At 54.7% G+C, this 21,878-nt stretch carries 24 protein-coding genes; 7 read left to right on the forward strand and 17 right to left on the reverse strand.

Going from position 1 to position 21,878, the window contains the following annotated elements:
* Positions 1–15: 15 nt before the first annotated feature.
* The gene (locus BQ5383_RS01480; protein ID WP_071429042.1) at positions 16–300 is read right to left on the reverse strand and encodes a co-chaperone GroES; all 285 of its coding nucleotides are present in this window, start codon (positions 298–300) and stop codon (positions 16–18) included.
* 569 nt (positions 301–869) lie between these two features.
* Between BQ5383_RS01480 and BQ5383_RS01490 the strand changes: the two genes are divergently transcribed.
* A complete protein-coding gene (locus tag BQ5383_RS01490; protein ID WP_071429044.1) occupies positions 870–2,039 on the forward strand; it encodes an MFS transporter in 1,170 nt (389 codons plus the stop codon).
* A gap of 62 nt (positions 2,040–2,101) precedes the next feature.
* Positions 2,102–2,608, forward strand: coding sequence for an NUDIX hydrolase (locus tag BQ5383_RS01495; protein ID WP_071429045.1), 507 nt, complete (start codon positions 2,102–2,104; stop codon positions 2,606–2,608).
* Positions 2,609–2,657: 49 nt separating this feature from the next.
* Here BQ5383_RS01495 and BQ5383_RS01500 read toward each other — a convergent pair whose 3' ends face one another.
* The 6 genes from BQ5383_RS01500 to BQ5383_RS01525 form a co-directional block, all read right to left on the reverse strand.
* Positions 2,658–3,149 (reverse strand): hypothetical protein, encoded by a 492-nt coding sequence (locus tag BQ5383_RS01500; RefSeq protein ID WP_071429046.1) that lies wholly within the window; start codon positions 3,147–3,149, stop codon positions 2,658–2,660.
* Positions 3,150–3,161: 12 nt separating this feature from the next.
* Positions 3,162–3,602 (reverse strand): cell wall hydrolase, encoded by a 441-nt coding sequence (locus tag BQ5383_RS01505; protein ID WP_071429047.1) that lies wholly within the window; start codon positions 3,600–3,602, stop codon positions 3,162–3,164.
* 401 nt (positions 3,603–4,003) lie between these two features.
* Positions 4,004–5,209 carry an aspartate kinase gene (locus BQ5383_RS01510; RefSeq protein ID WP_071429048.1) on the reverse strand — a complete coding sequence of 402 codons (1,206 nt, stop codon included), beginning with the start codon at positions 5,207–5,209 and terminating at the stop codon, positions 4,004–4,006.
* Positions 5,210–5,282: 73 nt separating this feature from the next.
* On the reverse strand, positions 5,283–6,179 hold the full coding sequence (thrB, locus tag BQ5383_RS01515) for a homoserine kinase (RefSeq protein WP_071429049.1): 897 nt from the start codon (positions 6,177–6,179) through the stop codon (positions 5,283–5,285).
* Between the two features lie 150 nt (positions 6,180–6,329).
* A complete protein-coding gene (locus tag BQ5383_RS01520; protein ID WP_071429050.1) occupies positions 6,330–7,556 on the reverse strand; it encodes a homoserine dehydrogenase in 1,227 nt (408 codons plus the stop codon).
* Positions 7,557–7,580: 24 nt separating this feature from the next.
* Entirely contained in the window at positions 7,581–8,018 is a 438-nt protein-coding gene (locus tag BQ5383_RS01525) for an ACT domain-containing protein (protein WP_071429051.1), read from the reverse strand.
* A gap of 289 nt (positions 8,019–8,307) precedes the next feature.
* Between BQ5383_RS01525 and ytvI the strand changes: the two genes are divergently transcribed.
* Positions 8,308–9,369, forward strand: coding sequence for a sporulation integral membrane protein YtvI (ytvI, locus tag BQ5383_RS01530; RefSeq protein WP_071429052.1), 1,062 nt, complete (start codon positions 8,308–8,310; stop codon positions 9,367–9,369).
* 427 nt (positions 9,370–9,796) lie between these two features.
* Here the strand turns inward: ytvI and BQ5383_RS01535 are convergent, their stop codons facing one another.
* From BQ5383_RS01535 to bilS, 3 genes are all read right to left on the reverse strand, one after another.
* Positions 9,797–10,345 (reverse strand): DUF1697 domain-containing protein, encoded by a 549-nt coding sequence (locus tag BQ5383_RS01535; RefSeq protein ID WP_071429053.1) that lies wholly within the window; start codon positions 10,343–10,345, stop codon positions 9,797–9,799.
* A gap of 4 nt (positions 10,346–10,349) precedes the next feature.
* Positions 10,350–10,646, reverse strand: a complete 297-nt coding sequence (locus BQ5383_RS01540) for a hypothetical protein (RefSeq protein WP_071429054.1) — start codon at positions 10,644–10,646, stop codon at positions 10,350–10,352.
* 153 nt (positions 10,647–10,799) lie between these two features.
* Positions 10,800–11,309, reverse strand: coding sequence for a flavodoxin family protein BilS (gene bilS, locus BQ5383_RS01545; RefSeq protein WP_071429881.1), 510 nt, complete (start codon positions 11,307–11,309; stop codon positions 10,800–10,802).
* A gap of 257 nt (positions 11,310–11,566) precedes the next feature.
* On the opposite strand from bilS, the gene BQ5383_RS01550 reads away from it, so the two are divergent.
* The 3 genes from BQ5383_RS01550 (at position 11,567) to BQ5383_RS01560 (ending at position 14,593) form a co-directional block, all read left to right on the forward strand.
* The gene (locus tag BQ5383_RS01550) at positions 11,567–12,820 is read left to right on the forward strand and encodes a serine hydroxymethyltransferase (protein ID WP_071429055.1); all 1,254 of its coding nucleotides are present in this window, start codon (positions 11,567–11,569) and stop codon (positions 12,818–12,820) included.
* A 15-nt stretch (positions 12,821–12,835) separates the two neighbouring features.
* On the forward strand, positions 12,836–13,060 hold the full coding sequence (locus BQ5383_RS01555) for a hypothetical protein (RefSeq protein ID WP_071429056.1): 225 nt from the start codon (positions 12,836–12,838) through the stop codon (positions 13,058–13,060).
* 270 nt (positions 13,061–13,330) lie between these two features.
* On the forward strand, positions 13,331–14,593 hold the full coding sequence (locus tag BQ5383_RS01560) for a replication-associated recombination protein A (protein WP_071429057.1): 1,263 nt from the start codon (positions 13,331–13,333) through the stop codon (positions 14,591–14,593).
* Between the two features lie 231 nt (positions 14,594–14,824).
* Here BQ5383_RS01560 and BQ5383_RS01565 read toward each other — a convergent pair whose 3' ends face one another.
* From BQ5383_RS01565 to BQ5383_RS01590, 6 genes are all read right to left on the reverse strand, one after another.
* Positions 14,825–16,225 carry an aminopeptidase gene (locus BQ5383_RS01565; RefSeq protein ID WP_071429058.1) on the reverse strand — a complete coding sequence of 467 codons (1,401 nt, stop codon included), beginning with the start codon at positions 16,223–16,225 and terminating at the stop codon, positions 14,825–14,827.
* Between the two features lie 56 nt (positions 16,226–16,281).
* Positions 16,282–16,860 carry a lytic transglycosylase domain-containing protein gene (locus tag BQ5383_RS01570; RefSeq protein WP_071429059.1) on the reverse strand — a complete coding sequence of 193 codons (579 nt, stop codon included), beginning with the start codon at positions 16,858–16,860 and terminating at the stop codon, positions 16,282–16,284.
* Positions 16,861–16,884: 24 nt separating this feature from the next.
* On the reverse strand, positions 16,885–17,478 hold the full coding sequence (gene coaE, locus BQ5383_RS01575) for a dephospho-CoA kinase (protein WP_172724573.1): 594 nt from the start codon (positions 17,476–17,478) through the stop codon (positions 16,885–16,887).
* 33 nt (positions 17,479–17,511) lie between these two features.
* Positions 17,512–18,546 (reverse strand): L-threonylcarbamoyladenylate synthase, encoded by a 1,035-nt coding sequence (locus BQ5383_RS01580; RefSeq protein WP_071429061.1) that lies wholly within the window; start codon positions 18,544–18,546, stop codon positions 17,512–17,514.
* A gap of 112 nt (positions 18,547–18,658) precedes the next feature.
* A complete protein-coding gene (prfA, locus tag BQ5383_RS01585; RefSeq protein WP_071429062.1) occupies positions 18,659–19,738 on the reverse strand; it encodes a peptide chain release factor 1 in 1,080 nt (359 codons plus the stop codon).
* Positions 19,739–19,781: 43 nt separating this feature from the next.
* The gene (locus tag BQ5383_RS01590) at positions 19,782–19,970 is read right to left on the reverse strand and encodes a DUF951 domain-containing protein (protein ID WP_071429063.1); all 189 of its coding nucleotides are present in this window, start codon (positions 19,968–19,970) and stop codon (positions 19,782–19,784) included.
* A gap of 177 nt (positions 19,971–20,147) precedes the next feature.
* Here BQ5383_RS01590 and BQ5383_RS01595 point away from each other — a divergent pair, with 177 nt between their 5' ends.
* Entirely contained in the window at positions 20,148–20,450 is a 303-nt protein-coding gene (locus BQ5383_RS01595) for a hypothetical protein (protein ID WP_071429064.1), read from the forward strand.
* Between the two features lie 154 nt (positions 20,451–20,604).
* Here the strand turns inward: BQ5383_RS01595 and BQ5383_RS01600 are convergent, their stop codons facing one another.
* Positions 20,605–21,681: a hypothetical protein gene (locus tag BQ5383_RS01600; RefSeq protein WP_071429065.1), complete on the reverse strand. Its 1,077-nt coding sequence runs from the start codon at positions 21,679–21,681 to the stop codon at positions 20,605–20,607.
* Positions 21,682–21,878 lie beyond the last annotated feature (197 nt).

Consider the following 21,878-nt stretch of genomic DNA (forward strand, 5'->3'; position numbering starts at 1 on the left):
TGAAGAACAAAAGAATTACTCCACAACAGCCAGAACATCGGACTGACGGAGAATGGTATACTCCTGACCATCCAGCTTGACTTCGGTACCGGCATACTTGCTCAGCAGCACCTTATCGCCGACATTCAGATACATCTCCACCTTGTTGCCATCCACAACGCCGCCGGGGCCAACCGCAACGATCTCCGCCACAGTGGGTTTCTCCTTAGCTGCACCAGTGAGGATGATGCCGCCCTTGGTGGTCTCCTCCACTTCCAGCATCTTGACAACAACTCTGTCGCACAGCGGTCTGATCTTCATATGGTATTACCTCCAACATGATGTATTATAGTCTTATTTTTAGCACTCATCATATCTGACTGCTAACTGTATACTATTTTATCTTAATTTTCAGGAAAATCAAGTGCTTTTTCATGATTTTAAGGAAAAAAAACAAAATTCATAATTTGTTCAAGAATCCCCTCCGTTTTTCCCATCCCCTTTACAATGGATTTCTTTTCCTGTACAATAAATTCTGTAAAACAGCCGGCAAAGATCATTCTGTGCGTCCAAAAATTCTGCCTGCTCCCTGGATGCTGTTTATTTTCTTCCTGTGGCAGCACTGTATTTTTAAAACCAGCGTGATCTTTCCGATTTCAGGCCGATAAGTGTGAAGTCAGGGCAGGACATCCCGGCCATATGCTGTTTTCTGCATTTCCGAAACGCAAAGTTCTCCCCAAGGAACTAAACCGGCAGTCTGAAGGATGGTTTTCTCTTATGTCCCGTTTTCCCCTTTGATCTTTCAAACAATCATTTTCACCAGGGCCGCAATGACGGCTCTGGTTTTGTTGTTTTGATCTGATCAAATATTGAAAACGGGAGGGTCCTGTATGGTCCTGCATTTTTCCTGTACTCCCTGCGCACGGCGGATGCTTTGGCTGGCGCTGCTGCAGGGACTGGTCTTTTATGCACCTGTAGCAACGCTGTACCGTCAGGTGCGGGGGGTATCCTTATTCCAGATCACACTGATGGAAGGTATCAGTCTTGGGCTTTCCATTGTGCTGGAACTGCCGTGGGGGATTGTTTCAGAGCGTATCGGATATCGCCGCACGCTGCTGTTTTGCAGCGCGCTTTATCTGCTATCCAAAATCATTTTCTGGCAGGCAAACGGCTTTTTTCTCTTTTTGTTGGAAAGACTGCTGTTGGCAGTGGTCCTGGCGGGCTTCTCCGGTGTGGATGCCGCATATCTGACAGCAGTTACACCTTCCAGTCAGCGGCAGCACATCTTCGGGCTGTATGAGGGGGCATCCACTGCCGGGCTGTTGTTGGCGGATCTTTGTTTTTCTTTTCTTCCTTCCGGGGATTACAGTGAGGCGGCACTGCTGACGGTGTTTGCTTATACTGCCGCTTTGTTATGCGCTTTTGGTCTGAAAGAAGTTCCCTGCCAGCAGATCAGTCAAAAGTTTTCTTTTCAATTTTTCCTTTCTCTTTTTCCCAAAGGAAGGGTCATTCTGCTGCTCATCGGCAGCGCTTTGCTCCTGGAATCCTGCCAAACCATCACTGTCTTTTTCAGCCAGCCCCTGATGACCGCAGCCGGTTTTCCATCCCCTTTATTGGGTGTACTTCATGCAGCAATGGTTTTGTGTGGTTTTTCATCATTGTTTTCGGAACACATTTGCAGATTGATGGGACGGCAAAATGTCCTGTTGCTGGTTTCACTGTGCACTGCGCTTGTGTGTCTCATATTGGCGCTTCCATTGTCCTGGAGCATTCTGGGGCTTTCACTGCTGTTGTTGCGCTGTACCTGCGGTATTCTGGCCCCTTTATCCCTTGCCCTGAGGAGCGAAGCCGTGGCAGATGCTGGAAGTATGGCCGCAAGGCTTTCAGCTCAAAGCTGTTTGATGAATTTGCTGGCGGTTGTTACCAATCTGTTTTTTGGCACTGCCGCCCAGAAAAGTCTCTCTTGCGGAATTATAATGGGGATTCTTTTTTCTCTGGCAGCTTTTATATTTTTCATTATTTATTGTATACCCAAACGGATGATTCCCTCCAAAAGGTAAAAAACAAAACTGTATTAAAAAGATAAAAGCCGCTATCTCGCGGCGGAAATGGAGAACAAAGCATGGCACAGACAACAGAACTTTGGGATATCTACGACAGTGACCGCAACCCTACCGGACGGGTGGAACCCCGGGGCCGTCTGGTCATTGGGGACTATCATCTGGTGGTACACATCTGGCTGATGAACGAAAAGGGAGAGATCCTGGTCACCCAGCGGGCTCAAAATAAGCCTTGGGGGCTGTTCTGGGAAACCACCGGCGGCTCTGTCCTGGCTGGGGAGACCAGCCTTCAGGCAGCGGTGCGGGAGGTCCGGGAGGAAGTGGGACTGGAGCTTGACCCTGCCCATGGCATCCTGATTGACAGTGTGCGTCGGGACCGGGATTTTCTGGACAGCTGGTTTTTCCAGGGACGGCTGCGGCTGTACGACCTGAAGCTGCGTCCCGATGAAGTAGTGGACGCCAAATTCATTTCCCGTGAGGAGTATGATCATATGCGCCGGGGATGTATGTTTGTCCCCACCCAGCCGGATTTCTTCCAGCTGTATGATGTACGGCTGAAAAATCGTTGACGTAAAAGACCCGCGGTCAGGAATCACATTCCGCCGCGGGTTTTTTCTGTCAGCGATTATTGTTGTAATTATTGTTGTTCCGGCTGCCTGGACCGCTGAAATTTCCGGCAGCGCTCATGTTGTTTCTGCCCAGGTAGGTATAGGGGGGCTGATAGGGTGTTCCATAGGGAGTAGTAGCCGCCGTACCGGGGATATTGCGGCGGCGGCCCGGCTTATAGAAGGTAACGAATTTCAGGGAATACATATCACACATCAGGGAGGTTTCATACTGTTCATCATAAAGAATGAAATAGCTTACCCCCACCTTGCTCAAAATTCCCTCCCGGGCTACGATCACCTGGGTGCCGATGAGGAATTCACAGGAAACGAAGCTTCCCACACCTTCGGCCAAAATTTCCTGGAAGGTACCTGTGGAAACCTCACTGTTATCTCCTGACAGTTCCTGATTGACCGGCGTCAGCGTTCTGGGGTTGACATTCTGAGGGTTTGGATCTGTCTGCATGGGAGACTGTACTCCCGGCATTCTCACTTCTTCTTCCATGGTGCTGCCTCCTTATGTATCATTGTAGGCGGGAGTGGGGTCATAAAAGCAATGGTCCCCGATCCTGGTGGTGAACACACCCACTTCACTGGGGAAGTTCTGCCGGCAGGTGGGCTGGTAGGGATTAAAGAACCACAGCGCCCTGCCCAGTCCGGTGACCCGGTTTCCAGCCATGGCCCATTGAGCGATCTCATAGTGGATCTCCTCAGGGCGCATATTGTAGATATTTTGAGGATTGTATTTTCCTCCCACCGTCTCCATGGCACAGGTGAACTGCCCCTGCTGGAAGATGATGCGTCGGATGCTTCCCTGCCCCACCCGGGCATATTCCCCCTCGCTGGCCTCCACACGGTTCATCACCACTGAGGCCACTGCTTTCATACCGGTGTCGCCTTCTCCTCCGGCCTCGCACTGAATCAGCCGTGCCAACAGCTCTTCATCCGAATAGGCCATTGCCTTGCTCGCCCCCTTTTCCGGCTGTCTCGCTCCAGTTTATGCGGGAAGCGGAAAAAACTTTCCTTTTTTCTCTTTTCAAGGAATTTTCGCACCCATTTCTGTGTTTAAAGCAAGCTTTACTGCTTTTGTACACCCTTTCCCCAAAGCACCTTTCTTCCGAAATCCTTTCATTTACAGCAAAAGGCCCCCAATGCCTGAAAGCATCAAGGGCCTGTATACTGATAGACTTATGAAAAACAATTTTCTTTTTACCATCATCCAATTCACATCAAAGCAATTATTTCTTTGAGCTTATTGGTCTGGCCGAAGAAATTCCCATCCATTTGGCTATTGAGGAATAAAGGCTGCTCTTCCCCGCAGCGGCAGAACAGAGCAGGCTGCGGGATATGTGACAGGTCTCACACAATAAAAGCGTCATGGATGGCGTTGACCGCACGGTTGCAGTCTTCCTTATTGATCAGAACCGAAATTTTGATCTCGCTGGTAGAGATCATGTGGATGTTGATGCCTGCGTCAGCCAAAGCCTCAAACATCTTGGCCGCCACACCGGGATTGGTAGCCATACCGGCGCCGACGATGGACACTTTGGAAATGTTGTCATCATAGACGATTTCCTTGGCATTCATCACCTTTTTCAGGTCATCCAGCACTTCCAGGGCCTCATCCATCTGGTCTGCCGCCACGGTAAAGGCGATATCCTTGGTGTTGTTGCGGCCCACCGACTGAAGGATGATGTCCACGTTGATTTTCTTTGCCGCCAGCGAGGAGAAAATCTTAAAAGCGATACCGGGAATATCCTGCACGCCGATAATGGACAGGCGGGCCACATTATTATCCTTCGCAACACCTTTGATGAGCATCTTTTCCACGTCAACGACCTCCTTGATTACCGTTCCGGGCTTCCGCGTCAGGCTGGAAAGCACCTCAAGATTCACGTTATATTTTTTTGCCATCTCCACGCTGCGGGTATGAAGCACCTGAGCTCCCAGGCTGGACAGCTCCAGCATCTCATCGAAGGAAATGACATCCAGCTTCCGGGCGTTGGGAACGATGCGGGGGTCGGAAGTATAGACACCGTCCACATCGGTATAGATCTGGCAGAGATCCGCGTGGAGCACCGCCGCCAACGCCACCGCGCTGGTATCCGAGCCACCCCGTCCCAGAGTGGTGATATCGTCATAGCGGTTGATTCCCTGGAAGCCGGCCACAATAATGATATTGCCCTTATCCAGCTCATTGTTCAGCCGCTCCTTGTCGATGCGGCGGATACGGCTGCTGCCGTGGGTGGAATCGGTAACAAAGCCCGCCTGCCAGCCGGTGAGGGATTTGACGGGATATCCCAGCTTTTCAATGGCCATCGCCAGCAGCGCAATGGAGATCTGCTCTCCGGTGGAAAGGAGAACATCCATTTCCCGCTTGGACGGCTTTTCATTGATTTCCTTGGCCTTTTCAATCAGGTCGTCAGTGGTGTCTCCCTGGGCGGAAACCACAACCACCACATTATTGCCTTTGGCATAGGTCTCGGTGATGATGTTTGCAACGTTCATGATCCGTTCGGCATTGGCTACGGAAGAACCGCCGAACTTCTGCACGATCAGGCTCATCTTGTTCCCTCCATTGTTCTGTTGAGAATGTCAAACCGCCGGGGCCGCGGCGGCTACTGTCAGCGGGAGGCGGTCAGGGCCGGACCTCCACAACGGTGCCGGTGTTGTCCGGCTCCAGAAGCTCCAGCCGCCAGGCGGCCAGCCCCGCGGTATCCAGATAGCACCGCAGATGGCGGAAAAAGCTGTCGTTCTGGGCGGGCACCAGGGCCATCAGAGTGGAACCGGCGCCGCTGATGTACACACATAAGGCTCCAAACTCCAACGCGCAATCCATCACCTGCCGTGCGCCTGGGATCAGCGGAAGGCGATAGGGCTGATGGAGCCGGTCCTGAGAGGCCACCCGAAGATTTTCATACTTGCCGGTGGCAAGGCTTACCGCCATCAGGGCGGAACGGGAAAGGTTAAAGACCGCTTCCTTATGGGTGACCTCCTTGGGCAGCGCTGCCCGGGCCTGACTGGTTTTCAGCTCACTGTCCGGGATGATGGCGGCAAAGCGCAGATCATCCTTCAGCTCCTGGCGGCAGTAGAACACCTTGCCGTTTTCGATGGCGGCGGTGACCTGTCCTCCCAGGATAGCCGGCGTGGAGTTATCCGGATGGCCCTCCATCGTCGCTGCCATATTGATGATATCCTCCCTGGTCAGAGGCTCACCCATCAGGAGATTGGCGCCGGTCAGTCCCGCCACAATGCAGGCGGAGCTGGAGCCCAGGCCTCTGGCCATGGGAATCACATTTTCCTGCCGGATATGCAGTCCGGGCAGCGGTTTCCCGCACAGGTCGAAGAGATATTTCGCGGTCTTATATATCAGATTATGCTCGTCGGTTGGGATGGGTGCGCTGTCCAGGGCCTCTACCAGCACCCCGTCCCACAGTTCCATCTCCACAGTATTGTACATCCGCACCGCCAGCCCCAGGGAATCGAAGCCGGAACCGATATTGGCGCTGGTGGCGGGGACCTTGATCTGTATCATTGCAAATCTTCTCCTTGTTGAGGGCTTTGGAGCCACCCGCTGTCAGTGGAGCGGGGAAAGCTCCGGGAATTTTTCCATATTCTGAATGCTCCGCTTCACACCTGGTAAATGCGGTCAAAGCTGGCTGAGCCGCCGTTTCAAAGGCGTTTCTTACTCTTCCAGAACCCGAACCATGCCCAGGACCTTCACATCGTTCTCCCGGAGGGCATCCAGCTTCCGGGCCAGCTCCCCTTCGGTGGTGCGGGGAGTGATAAAGGCCACCTGACCCTTGGGGGCAGTGACGGAAACAGCCTCTCCAAAGAGAACATGGAACTTGGCTGTGGCCTGATTACTGCTTTCCAGCCGCACCAGAGCGGAAACCGGGCACTCCTCAAAGGGCTCCAGGCGGCTGCCGTCCCCATCCTTCCACTGGAGGGTATGGATGGTTCCTTCCGCCCGGATGGCATCGATGATATCCGATACCACAGCGGAAGCGGTGGGCAGCTTGCCCGCCCCCTTGCCATAAAACATCACATCACCGGTGGCATTGCCCCGTACCAGGATGCCGTTGTATACATCATCCACGGTGGAAAGCTGACTGTCCCGGGACACCAGCGCCGGGGACACCAGAATGGCCAGCTTATCGTCCTCCAGCAGGCGGGCCTGACCAATGAGCTTGATCGCCCCGCCCCAGGCTGCGGCACAAGCCACATCATCGGGGGTGATGGCGGTGATTCCCTCGGTGTGGACCCACTGGGGATAAATATGGCTGCCGAAGGCCAGGGAGGCCAGGATGCAAATCTTGCGGCAAGCGTCATGGCCCTCCACATCAGCGGAGGGATCCCGCTCTGCGTAGCCCAGCTGCTGGGCCAGTGCCAGCGCCTCTTCAAAAGCCATTTTTCCCCGGATCATCTTGGTCAGGATGAAGTTGGTGGTACCGTTGAGGATACCGGCGATGGCGGTGATCTCATTGGCTCCCAGGCAAAGGTGCAGGGGCTTGATGATGGGGATACCGCCGCCCACGCTGGCCTCAAAGAGGAAGTTGACATTGTGCCGGGCGGCCAGAGCAAGGAGCTCCGCTCCCTTGGCGGCCACCAGCTCCTTGTTGGAGGTAACCACGTTTTTGCCGGCGGACAGGCTGCGGCTGACAAAGGTAAAGGCCGGCTCCACACCGCCCATCACCTCCACCACCACATCCACTTCCGGGTCCGCGGCGATCACCTCAAAATCCTTGACAAAAAGATGGGAATAAGGAAGGTCCGGAAAGTCCTTCCGATCCAGAATATACTTGATCTCCACCGGGCAGCCGGCTTTTTTCTCAATACCGGAGCGGTTGGTCGTCAGCACTTCCACCACGCCGGAGCCTACCACCCCATGGCCCAAAATTGCGATTTTCATCGTTTACAGCGCTCCTTTCCTCCATCAGCGGGTGGTGAGGATACGAACCTCCACCACACCGTCCAGGGATTCCAGACGGCTGACCATCTGGGAAACCTGGGTCTCCTTACCCAGCCGGGCGGAGATGGACACAGGAGCCACTCCATCCACCGGAATATTCTGGTTGACGGTGAGAATATTGGCTCCTAAAAGAGAGAGCTCATTGATCAAAGAAGAGAGAACACCGGGGCGGTCCACCAGATTGGTATTCATGGTCACCACATTCTCGTCGATGTTCTCATTGTGCATAAAAACATAATCCTTATACTTATACAAAGCGCTGCGGGAGATTCCTGCGGCTTTGGCGGCCTCCGAGAGATTGCGCACCTTGCCTACCGCCAGCAGGCGCTTGGCTTCCACCACTTTTTCAAACACACTGGGCAGAACGCTTGCATCCACCAGCAGCATCCGTGGCTGATTCATTCTTCATCCACCTTTCCAAAAAGCATCATTGCCCCACCGGAAACTGGCTTCTGGAAGGCGAGGCAAGGACAGTTGTCATCGCTGTGAGTACAATAGTACCATGCTGCGCCCTATCACCTCAATGGGAGAAATGACGAAATTCATCAACAATCCCTGTTATTTTTTGTTTTTTCTCCGGATAGCTTTTCCCTGTTCCACCTGAAAGCGGCACTGCAAATTTTTCCGGGTATGGCGGAAAGGATTTTGCCGTATAAAAGAAAGAGGGAATTCAAAAAAGGAGGGCGATCTGATGCAGGAACGTTTTCTCAAATTTTTTGCCTGCGCCGCCGCAGCCGGGATTTTGGTGTGGGTGCTTTTTCACTGGGTACTGCCCTGTCTGTGGCCTTTTCTGGTGGGGGGATTCATCGCCGTAGCGCTGCGTCCCGCCGCCAGAGGCATCCGAAACCTGACCCGGATGAACTGGAAAGCCTCGGCGGCCACTGCCTGCCTGTTGTTTTACGCTGTTTTTGGGATGCTGCTTTGGAATCTGGGTTTTCTTCTGTTCGCTCAGGGGGCCGCTCTCTTCACCCGGCTTCCGGAGTTATTCGCCGAAGACATCCATCCGGGGGTCACACGCCTGGGGGATCAGTGCATGGGCTGGCTCCAGCGCTTCTTCCCTGCCGCTTCCCAGCAGATGGACCAGCTGTATGGCCGGCTGACCCAACTGGCCGGAGACGGCGTCTCCGCTCTTTCCACTGCAGCCCTGCGCCAGGGGGCGGATTTCGCCGGTCATCTTCCCGCTTTTCTGCTGGCCCTCTCCTTTGCCGTCCTCTCCTCTTTCTTTTTCCTGATGGATTATCAGCAGGTCTCCTCCTTCCTGCTGCGGCAGCTGCCCCGTTCGGCTCAAAAAACGGTATTGGAATCCAAAGTTTACCTGCTGGATACTGGCCGGCGGGTGGTAGAGGCCTACTTTTTGCTGATGCTTCTTACCTTTGCCGAAACCGCCTTTGGTCTTTGGCTGCTGCGGGTGGAATACTTCGCGGTAATGGGCCTGCTGGTAGCGGCTGTAGATATCCTTCCCATTCTGGGCAGCGGCAGTGTGCTGGTCCCCTGGGGAATCTATCTGCTTCTCACCGGCCAGGGACCCCTGGGGGCGGGTATCCTCATTCTTTATGGCGTCATCACTGTGGTGCGTACGATTCTGGAACCAAAGCTGCTGGGCAACCGCATTGGTCTGCATCCTCTGGCAACCATCCTGTCCATGTATCTGGGACTGCGGCTGGGAGGCTTCGGCGGATTGATTCTGGCCCCCATCACCCTGACGCTGCTCATTCATCTGGACCAGGCGGGACATATCCATCTGCTGCGTTAAAAGCTTTTGGGAAAAGAAAGGCAGGAAAACTGCTTCCCGGCCTGAATGCCCCCCAAAAGTTCAGATACACTTCCGGCAAAGATACAGATTTTTCGGGCAGCATTACCAGCATCCAAATGAGACTGACCGCAGTCTCCGTTTTCCCGGTCCATCAGGCGGGAGCGGACGTTTTCTACGGTCCTAGACTGGATAGCAGTTGTCTGTTCTCAGTTTGTTTCATAGTTTTTTTAGTATCAGAAAAAGGGGATGCCATCGCTCTGGTTTCCGCACTCCAGTGGACAGGGAAAATCAGGCGTATGTCTTGGTTTTTATGATTTTGAATTTTATTTTTCTATTGAAGCAGACTTTTCCACAGCCTAAAGAGGGTCTCCTGACAAACTGTCAGGGGACCCTCTTTCTTGGAGCAGAAAACTGCCGGATTATTTTTTTATTCCTGAAGCTGTCTGGACAACAGCAGCAGTTTGTTGGCGGTATTGGCATTGCGTACCGTAATATTGCCGTATTTGGTGCTCATCGCCACTTTGGACCACTTGGTCTTTGAAAAGGTGGCCTTTGGTGCCGACCAGAAAATTACGGAACCGCTGTAAGACAACTGCTCATATTCCGGACGCAGCCCCACCTGTTGTGCCAGTCGGTCCGCCTGTTCCGGCGCAATGACAAAGATGGCCATATGTTTGGACTGTGGATCCTGGTTCCACCAGGACGGCGTCTGAGAAAAAGCCCGCTGATAGTCCTCTGCCGACAAAATCGCAACAGCGATATCCAGGCCGAACCGATCCAGGATCACCTGCCTGCAGCAGTTTTGAAGCTGGATCACATCCTGCCGGGGCGAAGCGAAAAGGATATTTCCGCTGTTGATGTAGGTGCTGACATGGGAAAAACCTCGTTCCTCAAGGGCTGTTTTCAGCTGCGCCATGGGTACCGGATTCTTTCCGCCCACATTAACACCCCGCAGCAGCGCGATGTAAAACTCCATCTCTTCACCTTTCCTTCTTGTTCCCAGATCCTGCTGTTAAGAACCGTTCCGGCGTCTGCTGCTCCGCAGCACTCCAGCGAATCCTTTCCATCCGTTTTCTGTCCCGGTGGGAAGGCTGGTCCTGAAACTTCAGTCTGCACAGGGGACAGGAGCAATGAATCTTCCCTTTGGCCAAACGCCCGGGAACTCCTCCTGTCCAGCCCTCCAGATACTGCTGTCCTCCGATTTCCAAAAGGAGATGTTTCTTTCGTTTGATGGTCCGCTGCCTTTGTCTGCGATAATAGCTTCGGTCTCTGTTCAATGTGATGCACTCCCCATTTTGACGGGCAGCCCATAAGAGGATGGGGAACCGATTCCCTTACAGGCTGCCTATCCTGAGGAAAAATATCAATGACATCATCTTGATCTCTCCTTATTATAAAAGGAAACAAGGATTTCGTCCCTGGAAAAGCTGTTATTCCCGGATCACCCGGCGGGCAAAGGCTGCGGCATCCTCCAGATCCTTTGGGTCAGGATGGCTCAGCGCCCGGTCAAAGTTTTCCAGGGCAAAGCGCATCCGCTGGTCGTTGGGGTCCTTTTCCAGAGCAGCCTCATACCGTGCCCGTATAGGAGCGGGCATCTTTCCCTGGCAGAAAAACCAATCGGCTTTTTCATTGTCGCCGGGAAGCACCTGGGAGGCCCGCTCTACGATACCCTGAAAATAGGGCTGACTGCCGCCCATACCCGCTGTACCAAAGAAAGCAACCTTCTTGCCGTGGAATCTGGAAAGGAGCTGCGCCACAACAGGGGACGCGGTACCCTTATCCGTCCAGAAGCCGACGAAAACAAAATCTTCTTCCGGCACCGCGGTCTCGGATGTGATCGCTTCCAAACGGCTCTGCCCTTCCGGCAAGGCCCCCGCGATTGCCTTTGCCACCGCTTCGGTATTGCCGGTGTGGCTGTGATATAAAACAGCGTATTTCATCTGAAAAACTCCTTTCTTTTTCTGGATGTGAATGATTTCACCTAAGATATACCGCATTTCCATGACTATGTCAAGTAAACAAATTGTGACGGCCCCATTCGGAGAGGGAAAGTTTCTTCAGGGGGCTTTTCAGGAGCATTATGGAATTTCAGTTGCATCCAGGAAAGGGAAACGGTATAATGAATGTTAATAACCCTCTTCCCCGGGGGAATGAGGGGATGGCAAGGGCCCAAGGGCTGAGGAAAGGGGTTTTGATGATGTTTCAGGAAATGATGGATACCATTGGCTTTGTCAGCGGCTTTGATCCCGAGGTGGGCGAGGCTATGAAGGAGGAACTGGCCCGGCAGAGACGGAATCTGGAGCTGATCGCTTCGGAAAACATTGTTTCTCCGGCGGTGATGGCGGCTATGGGAACCGTCCTGACCAACAAATATGCTGAAGGCTATCCCTCCAAGCGGTACTACGGCGGCTGCGAAAAGGTGGACATCGTGGAAAATATCGCCCGGGAGCGTGCCAAAAAGCTCTTCGGCGCCGAGCACGCCAATGTGCAGCCCCATTCCGGAGCTCAGGCCAATCTGGCGGTTTATTTCGCCCTGCTTGAGGCGGGAGATACGGTGCTGGGCATGAGCCTGGCGGACGGCGGGCATCTCACCCACGGCTCTCCGGTGAACCTGTCGGGCAAATATTATCACTTCGTTCCCTACGGCGTCAGCGAGGAAACCGGCACCATTGATTATGACGCCCTGCGGCAGAAGGCCCATGAGTGCAAACCCAAGCTGATCGTGGCGGGTGCCAGCGCCTATCCCCGGGAGATCGACTTCAAGACTATCGGGGAAATCGCCAAGGAAGTGGGCGCCTACTTTATGGTGGATATGGCCCATATTGCCGGTCTGGTGGCGGCAGGCCTCCACATGAGCCCAATTCCCTACGCAGACGTGGTCACCACCACCACCCACAAGACTCTCCGTGGCCCCCGGGGCGGCATGATCCTGTGCAAGGCGGAACTGGCCAAGCAGATCGACAAGGCTATTTTCCCCGGCACCCAGGGCGGTCCTCTGGAGCACATCATCGCCGCCAAAGCAGTCTGCTTCGGGGAGGATCTCAAACCGGAGTTCAAGGACTACCAGCGGCAGATCATCCGCAACGCCAAGGCTCTGGAAAATGCGTTCCGTGAACTGGGCATCACCATGGTTTCCGGCGGCACCGACAACCACCTGATCCTGCTGGATCTGCGGAACCTGGGTGTCACCGGCAAGGAGCTGGAGCATCGCCTGGACGAGGTGTACATCACTGTCAACAAGAATGCCATCCCCAACGATCCCCAGAGCCCCTTCATCACCAGCGGCATCCGGGTGGGTACCCCCGCCGTCACTACCAGAGGTTTGGTGGAGGAGGATATGGCGGTCATTGCCCGGTGCATCTATGACGCCGCCACCGATTTTGAGGGCAAGGCGGAGGAGATCCGGCAGCGGGTCAACGCTCTGTGCGCCCGGTATCCTCTTTATGAATAAGGAAGTGTCAAAAGCATGAAACAACTCAAGCAAATTCGCATTTTGTGCACCATCGCCGTGTTCATCGGCATTTTTCTGGCGGCGGTGGGCCACATTATCGCGGGACTGGCCATGCTGGCAGGAGCCTTTATCCTGGAGCTGAACTTTTTCCGCTGCCCCCTGTGCAAAAGACGGCTGGATACCCGGTTCCGCCTCCATGCCGGGTCCCGCTGCCCCTATTGCCATATGGAAATCCGTTGATTTTTCCAGGCAAAAACAGACAGAAGCAGCGTCATGCTTCTCCGTGAAAATGAGTGTGCCGGAAGGTTCCGGCACACTTGCAAGGAACCATACACCGGGATACGCCGTCGGTTGATCACACAATCAGCGGCGTATCCCCCCGTTTCCCTGCCCTGTGGGTGCGGGAGATGATTTTATGATTTTAATCTTACGCATCTTTCCCCAATAGGTTTTCCGCAGTTTGAGCATCACGGTTTTCCGTGGTGCTGTTTTTGAGAAAGGGAGGAAACAATGGCTGCGCCTTTGGCTCAACGGTTAAGACCCAAAACACTGGATGAAATGGTGGGACAGGAGCATCTGCTGGGTCCCGGCGGACTGCTGCGGCGGGTGGCGGCATCCGGAACTCTGCCCAATATGATTTTTTATGGTCCTCCCGGGGTGGGCAAGACCACAGCCGCCCGGATCATCGCCGCCGGGGCGAACAAAAAGATGGTCCGTCTCAACGGCACCACCGCCTCCACCGGGGATATCAAGGCCCTTATTGGGGAGCTGGACGGCTTTTCCGGCATGAATGGCATTTTGCTGTATTTGGATGAGATCCAATACCTGAACAAAAAACAGCAGCAGACGCTTTTGGAGTTCATGGAGGATGGCTCCATCACCCTCATCGCCTCCACCACCGAGAATCCTTACTTTACCATTTACAGCGCGGTTCTCAGCCGCAGCACCGTTTTTGAGTTCAAGGCAGTAAGCGCCGGGGAGATCCGCCGGGCATTGGAGCGGGCCTGGAAAGTGCTGACGGAGGAGCGGTCCGTAGAGCTGGAGGAGGGGGTACTGGAGCAGATCGCCGGCAGCTGTGGCGGGGATGTCCGCAAGGCTGTGAGCGCCCTGGAGACGGTTTGGCTGGCCGCAGCCGGCAGCGCGGGAAACGGCCGTGTCACCCTGGACGATGCTTCCCAGGTGGCCCAGCGGAGCGCCATGCGGTATGACCGGGAGGGGGATGAGCATTACGATCTCCTTTCCGCCCTGCAAAAGTCCATCCGGGGCTCCGACGAAAACGCCGCCGTCTATTACCTGGCCCGTCTGCTGGAGGCTGGGGATCTTCTCTCCCCCTGCCGCAGGCTGTTGGTGATCGCGGCGGAGGACATCGGCCTTGCCTATCCCATGGCCATGCCCATCGTCAAAGCCTGTGTGGATACCGCCCTCCAAATCGGTCTGCCGGAGGCCCGTATTCCCCTGGCTGAGGCGGCGATATTCCTGGCCACCCAGCCCAAATCCAATTCCGCCTATCTGGCCATTGCCGCCGCCTCCCAGGACATTCAGGCGGGACGGTGCGGCCCCTTTCCACGGCAGCTGCAAAACAAGCATTTTGACGGAGCGGATGCCAAGGAGCGGGGACAGCATTACCTGTATCCCCATGATTATCCCGGTCATTGGGTCGCTCAGCAATATCTGCCCGATGAGCTGAAGGACCGGGTCTATTACCAGTATGGGGAAAACAAGCTGGAACAGGCTGCCAAGGCTTATTGGGACAAAATCAAGGGCAGAAAATAACAGGACAGAATCTCCGGTATCCTGGTGGGAAAAAGATTCTCCGCCAGTTCTCAGCTTCTGTGACCGCCGCCCCCAAAATCCCATCTGCAAAAAACAAAAAAACAGCTCCCGTGGCTGCCGGAACCGCCGGACCACGGGAGCTGTTGTATTTTACACTGTTTCTGCTGTCTTTCCAGGATCATCCCTTCATACAAGGGGTTTTCCACGGCGGAAAGGAACCGGAGTGGAAAATCAGTCCTGATAGAAAGCCTCGGTGGCCTTGTAGGTCATATACAGGTCGCACTTGGAGATCACTTCAAAAGGCGCGTGCATGGACAAAACAGGCACACCCATGTCAATGGTGTCCACATTGAAGTAGGAGACGAACTTGGCCACGGTGCCGCCGCCGCCCTGGTCCACCTTACCCAGCTCTCCCATCTGCCACACCACACCGGCGTCATCCAGCAGACGGCGGAAATAACCCACGGTTTCGGCAGGGGCGTCGTTGGTGGAGGACTTGCCGCCGCTTCCGGTATACTTGGCCAACGCAACGCCATAGTTGAGGTAAGCGGTGTTGTTTTTCTCGCAGACCTCGGCAAAAGCAGGATCAAAGGCCACGTTGACGTCACAGGAGAGGCACTTGGACTTCTCCAGCACATGGCGCAGCTCAAATCCCTGGCTCTGGGCCAGATCCTCGATAAAGTCCACCATATAGTGGGAATGCAGGCCGGTGGTGCCGTCGGAACCCACTTCCTCCTTATCCGCGAAAACGGTGAGGGTGGTGTGGACGGGGTTTTTCACCTCCAGCTCAGCCATCAGGTTGGCGTAAGCGCACACCCGGTCGTCGTGGCCGTAAGCGCCGATCATGCCCCGGTCCAGTCCCAGATCCCGGGCGCCGAAGGCAGGAACAGCAGACAACTCAGCGGACATAAAGTCGCTCTCCACAATGCCGTACTTCTCAAAGAGCAGGCGGGCAATGTTCAGCTTCACCCGCTCACTGGCGGCGTCATCCTTGAAGGGCATGCAGCCGATGAGAATGTTCAGCTGTTCTCCCTTGATTCCCTCCACCATCGGCAGCTTCATCTGATCCTTGGCCAGATGGGGCAGCAGATCGGTGACGCAGAAGATGGGCTCATCAGCCTCCTCACCAATGGTCACATCCACGGTGGAGCCGTCCCGCTTGACGATCACGCCGTGAAGGGAGAGAGGAATGGCGGTCCACTGATATTTTTTAACGCCGCCATAGTAATGGGTCTTGAAGTAAGCCAGCTGACCTTCCTCAAACAGGGGACGGGGCTTGAAATCCAGTCGGGGATTGTCGATGTGGCTGGCGGAGATATGGACGCCTTCGCTCAGGGGAGCGGAACCGATGGTGGCCATCATCAGGGCCTTGCCCCGGTTGTTCTTATAGATCTTGTCGCCAGGCTGATACCGGGCGCCGGGCACATAGGGGGTATATCCCCGCTCCTCCAACAGCTTAATAGTGTACTTGACCACTTCCCGCTCCGTCTTGCAGGTGGTGAGGAACTTTTTGTAATCCTCACAGAAGTCGAATGCCTTTTGGATGGTTTCGTCATCCAGGGTATCTCCCATATTTTTGGGATTCATCAGCAGCTGTTCTTTCAGCTGCTCGCCTTTCGTTTTTTCCGCCATAACGGATACCTCCTGTTGAATTTGGTGACAGACAGGCTGCAAAGGCCCACTGTGATTTATGAAAAGTGGTAAAGGCGGCGGTAGGTTTCCGCCGTTTCCATCACTTTGCTTACATAAGCTCTGGTATCCCCGAAGGGAATGGTGGTAAGGGTCTTGCCATCGGAGGAATATTGGCTGTCCGCCAGCCAGCGGGTGACATTGCCCCATCCGGCGTGATATGCCGCCAGGGCGTTTTCCAGGGTGCCAAACTCCTCCAGCAGCAGTGCCAGGGTCTGGGAACCATAGAAAATGTTCTGTTCCGGGTCCAGCAGTACCGTCCGGGCATCCACAGCGCCGGGTTCTCCCAACCGGTACCGGACCCAACTGAGGGTATCAGGGGTGATCTGCATCAGCCCCAAAGCCCCTACCGAGGATTCCGCGTCCGGCTGAAAGCTGCTTTCGGTGCGGATGACGGCGTAAAGGACCGCCTCTTCCATTCCGGAGCGAACACTGTTTTCCTCCACGACTTCCTGATAACGCAGGGGATAGGCCGCCTGATAAAAACAACGGTAGCCTGCCAGCAGCACGCCTGCGCCCAGAATAAACACCACCAGCGTAAAAAGCAGATGGGAAAAGGGGTTGGTGATTTTTTTCAAAAGCACTTCTCCTTCTGGGAAAAATTACAAACCCAGGTCATTGAGCAGCTCCAGCACGGCCAGACGAAGCTCCACTGTATCGTTATTGTTTTTAATCAGGTAATCTGCCCTGTCGGCAAAAAACTCATCGGTATGCTGGCTGGACATCCGGCGCACCGCAAGTTCAGCCGAAATATGATCCCGGTCGATGATCCGCCGCAGCCGTATCTCAGGGTCAGCGGTGACAACCACAATTTTTTCGCACAGTTTATCAGCGCCGCTTTCAAACAGCGTTGGAGCATCCAGAAAAATCAGTTTTGCGCCCCGCTCCCGGGCCCGCATGATGTCCAGCTCCGCCTCCTCCACAATATAGGGGAAAATAATGCGGTTAAGCGTTTTCAGCTTCTCCTTGTCGGAAAAGACGATTTCCGCCAGGCGCCGGCGGTTCAGCTCCCCCTGGCTGTCTATAATGAGGGGAGAAAACTCCACCGCCAGGTCCACCAAACAGCGGTTTCCCTTGGATGCCACTCTTCGGGAAAGCTGGTCGCAGTCAATGATCTCCACCCCCTGCCACTCCTGCAGCATCCGACAGACGGTGGATTTACCCGAGCCGGTGGGCCCGGTCAGTCCGACGATCATAGCCGTCATTCCTCCTTTTATCCGGTGGTCAAATCAGGTGGCGTCCACCACATGAAAAGCAGCGGAACGAATCAGCCGGTTGTATACCGCCAGCCCGACGCCGTCGGTATCGGGACAATGGATGCAAACCTTTTTTGCTCCCTGTTTATCCATTTCCCGCAGCAGGTCAAAAATACGGTTGGCCTGGGTCAAATGATCCTCCCTTGCCCCATAACAGCGGTTCGGTACCGTCAGCCCGGCGTCCTCCTCAAAGCAAATGGCCCATAAACCGCAGGGCTGCTGCTGTTGGACATAGCGGACAAAGGCCTCCCCTGTGCCCCGCACCAAAGTGACCTCCGCCTTGGGAGCATAATGCTTGTATTTCATTCCCGGAGAACTGACGCGGGCATCGGGGGAAAGCTGTTCCAGCACCCCCCGGTCCATCTCCACCTGCCCCAGGGTTTCACGCAGCTGTTCCAATGTCACAGCTCCGGGACGCAGCAGCCGGGGGACTTCCCCACACAGGGTAATAACGGTGGATTCCACCCCTACTGCGCAGGGATCGCTTTGTACAATAGCGTCCACCCGTCCCTCCAGATCATCCACGCAATGCTGCCATGTAGTGGGGCTGGGGCTGCCGGAGCGATTGGCGGAGGGCGCCGCCAGGGGTACTCCCGCCGCTTCAATAATGGCCCGTGCCACAGCGTTGGAGGGCATCCGGATGGCCACCGTTTCCAGTCCCCCGGAGGTAGCCATGGGAATCCGGTTGGTTTTGGGCAAAATCATGGTCAGAGGACCAGGCCAAAACCGCTCCGCCAGCCGATGCGCGGCCTCTGGAATGCCGGTGACCAGATCCTCCATCATGGACATTTCATGAATATGAACAATGAGAGGGTTATCCTGGGGGCGGCCTTTGGCCTCAAAGATGCCCGCCACCGCTTCCGGGTCCAGGGCATTGGCCGCCAGACCATACACCGTCTCGGTGGGGATTGCCACCAATCCCCCTTCCCGCAGCAGCCGTCCTGCCTCCAGCAGGGCCGGGCGGTCCCGCTCCGGGTCATAAATAGGCAAAAGCTTTGTTTGTTTCATGGATGGGTTCGCTTCCTTTGGATGATCTTCTATTGTAACAGCAGTTTTGACCATGGAAAACATTTCCCTCCCCTTTTCCGGGATTCCGGGAAACTTTCGGTATTTTGTCTGTTCAGCTTTCCTTTTCACCGCTGCTCAGGCGCTGGGCCTGATAGTAGGCTATCAGGGCGTCGATGATCTCGTCCAGAGCGCCGTCCAGCACCGCCTGGAGCTTGTAAAGGGTGAGATTGATCCGATGGTCGGTCACCCGTCCCTGGGGATAATTATAGGTACGGATGCGCTCGCTCCGATCTCCGGTGCCCACCTGGCTTTTCCGTTCGCTGGCAATGCGGTCATCCTGCTCCCGCTGCTTTTGTTCCAGCAGCCGGGAACGAAGGACCCTCAGCGCTTTATCTTTGTTTTTATACTGGCTCCGTTCATCCTGGCACTCCACCACCATACCGGTGGGCAGATGGGTGACCCGGATGGCGGAGCTGGTCTTATTGATGTGCTGGCCGCCCGCTCCGCTGGAACGGAAGGTATCGATTTTCAGGTCCTTGGGATCGATTTCCAGCTCCACTTCCTCCGCCTCCGGCAGCACCGCTACCGTGACGGTGGAGGTATGGATGCGTCCCTGGGTCTCTGTTTCCGGCACCCGCTGCACCCGATGAACGCCGCTTTCATATTTCAGACGGGAATAGGCTCCGTCTCCGGCAATGGAAAAACTGACTTCCTTGCAGCCTCCCAGCTCTGTTTCATTGAGGTTGAGGATCTCGGCCCGCCAGCCCCGGCTCTCTCCGTACATGGAGTACATCCGCAGCAGGCTGTGGGCAAACAGTGCCGCTTCCTCTCCTCCCGCTCCGGCCCGGATTTCCACAATCACGTTTTTGCTGTCGTTGGGGTCCCGGGGCAGGAGCAGGATTTTCAGTTCTTCCGCGGCGATTTCCGCTTTTTCCCGGTTTTCCCGCAGCTCGTTTTCCACCATCTCCCGGAAATCCCGTTCCAGTCCGCCTTCCTCCAGCAGCTGGCGGGCTTCCTCGGCGGCTTCCTTCGCCTGAGCGTATTCCCGGTATTTTTCCACAATGGGCCCCAGTGCGGCGTATTCCTTCATCAGCTCCCGGTACTTCTGGTTATCGCTGACCACCTGAGGCTGGGTGAGCATCTGGCTGATCTCCTCATACCGCGCCTGGGTTGCTTGCAGTTGATCGAACATTCCATGGTCCTCCGTTTATAGATTCCCGGACAAAGGGACTGGCTCAGGGTTGGGGCTCCCGATGGATCCGCTTGATGTTCCGTTCCACCTTCAGCCGCGGCACCATCACCAGATGGCCGCATTTCTGACAGCGGATTTTGAAATCCATTCCCACCCGGGTCACCAAAAACAGATTACAGCCACAGGGATGGGGCTTCTTCATTTCCAGCACATCCCCCACCTGTACATCCATCTTTACCCGCCTCCTTTTTCGGAAATCCCTCTTTCCTGCTGACAGGAAAAAGTCTGTGTCAAAATATTATATCATAAGCTTTGCCGCATTCGCAACGCCTGTTGTATGGTTCCCGCTGTTTCTGCAAAAAATAAAGGGCATCGGCAGCAGAAAGCGCCGTAGAAAGGAAGATTTTCTATGCAGGTGACCATTACCGCGGTATTTGACAGCAGGCAGCAGGCGGAGTGGGCGGCCTCCGCCTTGTCCGGTCTGGGAGGAGAGAATAGTCCTGTCACCATTTCTCTGCAGACAGGGGAAGCAAGCGGTTTTTCCGCTGTGACCGCCGCCACTGGATTTTCCAATCTGTGGGGCGCTCAAAACATGGTGGCGCAATCAAAGGAAAAAGCGCTGCTGCGGCTTCGGTGCGACAGCGACCAGCAGCAGCGGATGATGGGAGAGCTGGCAGCCCTGGGGGCCAGCCGGGTTTCCTCTGAATCCTGAGAAAGCAAGACAAAACCCCGACCGAATCTCTGGAGAAAAGATCAGGTCGGGGTTTTGTTTATGGAGAAAAACGGGATTCAGGGGAATCCCGGAACCAGCGCCGGCGTACTTGCTCGGTTACCGGCGCGGATGGTTCCAACTCAGTGAGTCCGGATTATTTCTTCAGGGAAACCGCGCCAGCGGCAACCAGAGAAACAACAGCCAGAGCGGTGGCTACGCCAACAACGTCGTTAGCGCCGGTCTCGGGGTTCTCGGTGGTGTTGTCATCAGTCTCACCGTCGCCGTCGGTGTCAACAGCGGTGGTATCCAGCTCGATGTCGGAGATGACATAGGAAGCGGAAGAACGGATCTTGCCGGTGTAGGCATAAGCGTCCTCGTCCCACTTCAGGCCGGAAGCAACCAGCTTGCCGTCCTTGACAGCATAGACATACTCATCCTCGTCAGCATAGACTTCCAGATCCATAGCGGTGGGGAAGCCGTTGGTGTAGATGTTCACGAAGGACATCTCAGCATCGGGATAAGCCTTGAGGATATCGGTGTCGGCATCCTCATCATAGTCATAGAAGACCTCATCGCCGTCATAGACGCGGCCTTCCAGATAAGCGATATCGCCCAGCTCAACGCTCATGGTACCGTAGGAAACATCCTCGCCGCCGGCATCCTTGTCGAAGCAGAGAACTTTGCCCAGATCATTGGAGGACAGTTCCATATCTTCCTGCAGACCATAGGGATCAACCTTCACATGACCCACAGCGATGGACAGGTTCTGGCAAACCAGGAAGGTCTTGTTCTTCTTGATTTCGTTGGTCTCATCCTCGTTGACAGTCTTCTTGGTCTTGACTTCCAGCTTCTCGATCTCAACGTTCTTCTTGGCGTCCTTCTCTTTCCGGGACAGGTCATAGTCCTGGTTGAACTTGATCTCTACGCAGCCCTCGTTGTCGTTGATGGACACGGAAGCGATCAGGTTGGCGCCCTTGGTGATCTTCTTGGTGGTGATGGAGAAATAATCAGAATCAAACTCGCTCTTGGTCAGATCACCATTCTGGTTTTCCTCGAACTCATCGGGATAAATGCGCAGCTTGTCTCCGGGAGCCAGCGCAATGTCATCCTTGTCGATGCCAGAAGCACCGGTAGAAATGCTAATGGCGTTCTTACCCAGAGTGTAGGTAGTAGCCATTGCCATGCTGGTCATCATCGCAATGGCCAGCACCATAGAAAGTACCTTTTTCATTGGTGGTTTCCTCCTATAAAATTCTAATCTTTACTTTTGCCGTTCGGTATCTCCATCTCCCTTTCGGCAAAGCCATTATATTACAACCATGTAACCAAAGTTGTGAATTAATTGAAATAATTTACAGGTGAAATCATGAAAAACTTTTATAAAATTCAAGATTAATTAGGTAGCAATAGACATTTATGGCATTTTAA

It is taken from the genome of Angelakisella massiliensis (assembly GCF_900104675.1).
GTDB classification, from domain to species: domain Bacteria; phylum Bacillota; class Clostridia; order Oscillospirales; family Ruminococcaceae; genus Angelakisella; species Angelakisella massiliensis.

Coding starts and splice junctions, on each gene's coding strand:
- BQ5383_RS01480 (WP_071429042.1), bottom strand. CDS start 300: ATGAAGATCAGACCGCTGTGCGACAGAGTTGTTGTCAAGATGCTGGAA.
- BQ5383_RS01490 (WP_071429044.1), top strand. CDS start 870: ATGGTCCTGCATTTTTCCTGTACTCCCTGCGCACGGCGGATGCTTTGG.
- BQ5383_RS01495 (WP_071429045.1), top strand. CDS start 2,102: ATGGCACAGACAACAGAACTTTGGGATATCTACGACAGTGACCGCAAC.
- BQ5383_RS01500 (WP_071429046.1), bottom strand. CDS start 3,149: ATGGAAGAAGAAGTGAGAATGCCGGGAGTACAGTCTCCCATGCAGACA.
- BQ5383_RS01505 (WP_071429047.1), bottom strand. CDS start 3,602: ATGGCCTATTCGGATGAAGAGCTGTTGGCACGGCTGATTCAGTGCGAG.
- BQ5383_RS01510 (WP_071429048.1), bottom strand. CDS start 5,209: ATGAGCCTGATCGTGCAGAAGTTCGGCGGTTCTTCCGTAGCCAATGCC.
- thrB (WP_071429049.1), bottom strand. CDS start 6,179: ATGATACAGATCAAGGTCCCCGCCACCAGCGCCAATATCGGTTCCGGC.
- BQ5383_RS01520 (WP_071429050.1), bottom strand. CDS start 7,556: ATGAAAATCGCAATTTTGGGCCATGGGGTGGTAGGCTCCGGCGTGGTG.
- BQ5383_RS01525 (WP_071429051.1), bottom strand. CDS start 8,018: ATGAATCAGCCACGGATGCTGCTGGTGGATGCAAGCGTTCTGCCCAGT.
- ytvI (WP_071429052.1), top strand. CDS start 8,308: ATGCAGGAACGTTTTCTCAAATTTTTTGCCTGCGCCGCCGCAGCCGGG.
- BQ5383_RS01535 (WP_071429053.1), bottom strand. CDS start 10,345: ATGGAGTTTTACATCGCGCTGCTGCGGGGTGTTAATGTGGGCGGAAAG.
- bilS (WP_071429881.1), bottom strand. CDS start 11,309: ATGAAATACGCTGTTTTATATCACAGCCACACCGGCAATACCGAAGCG.
- BQ5383_RS01550 (WP_071429055.1), top strand. CDS start 11,567: ATGTTTCAGGAAATGATGGATACCATTGGCTTTGTCAGCGGCTTTGAT.
- BQ5383_RS01555 (WP_071429056.1), top strand. CDS start 12,836: ATGAAACAACTCAAGCAAATTCGCATTTTGTGCACCATCGCCGTGTTC.
- BQ5383_RS01560 (WP_071429057.1), top strand. CDS start 13,331: ATGGCTGCGCCTTTGGCTCAACGGTTAAGACCCAAAACACTGGATGAA.
- BQ5383_RS01565 (WP_071429058.1), bottom strand. CDS start 16,225: ATGGCGGAAAAAACGAAAGGCGAGCAGCTGAAAGAACAGCTGCTGATG.
- coaE (WP_172724573.1), bottom strand. CDS start 17,478: ATGATCGTCGGACTGACCGGGCCCACCGGCTCGGGTAAATCCACCGTC.
- BQ5383_RS01580 (WP_071429061.1), bottom strand. CDS start 18,546: ATGAAACAAACAAAGCTTTTGCCTATTTATGACCCGGAGCGGGACCGC.
- prfA (WP_071429062.1), bottom strand. CDS start 19,738: ATGTTCGATCAACTGCAAGCAACCCAGGCGCGGTATGAGGAGATCAGC.
- BQ5383_RS01590 (WP_071429063.1), bottom strand. CDS start 19,970: ATGGATGTACAGGTGGGGGATGTGCTGGAAATGAAGAAGCCCCATCCC.
- BQ5383_RS01595 (WP_071429064.1), top strand. CDS start 20,148: ATGCAGGTGACCATTACCGCGGTATTTGACAGCAGGCAGCAGGCGGAG.
- BQ5383_RS01600 (WP_071429065.1), bottom strand. CDS start 21,681: ATGAAAAAGGTACTTTCTATGGTGCTGGCCATTGCGATGATGACCAGC.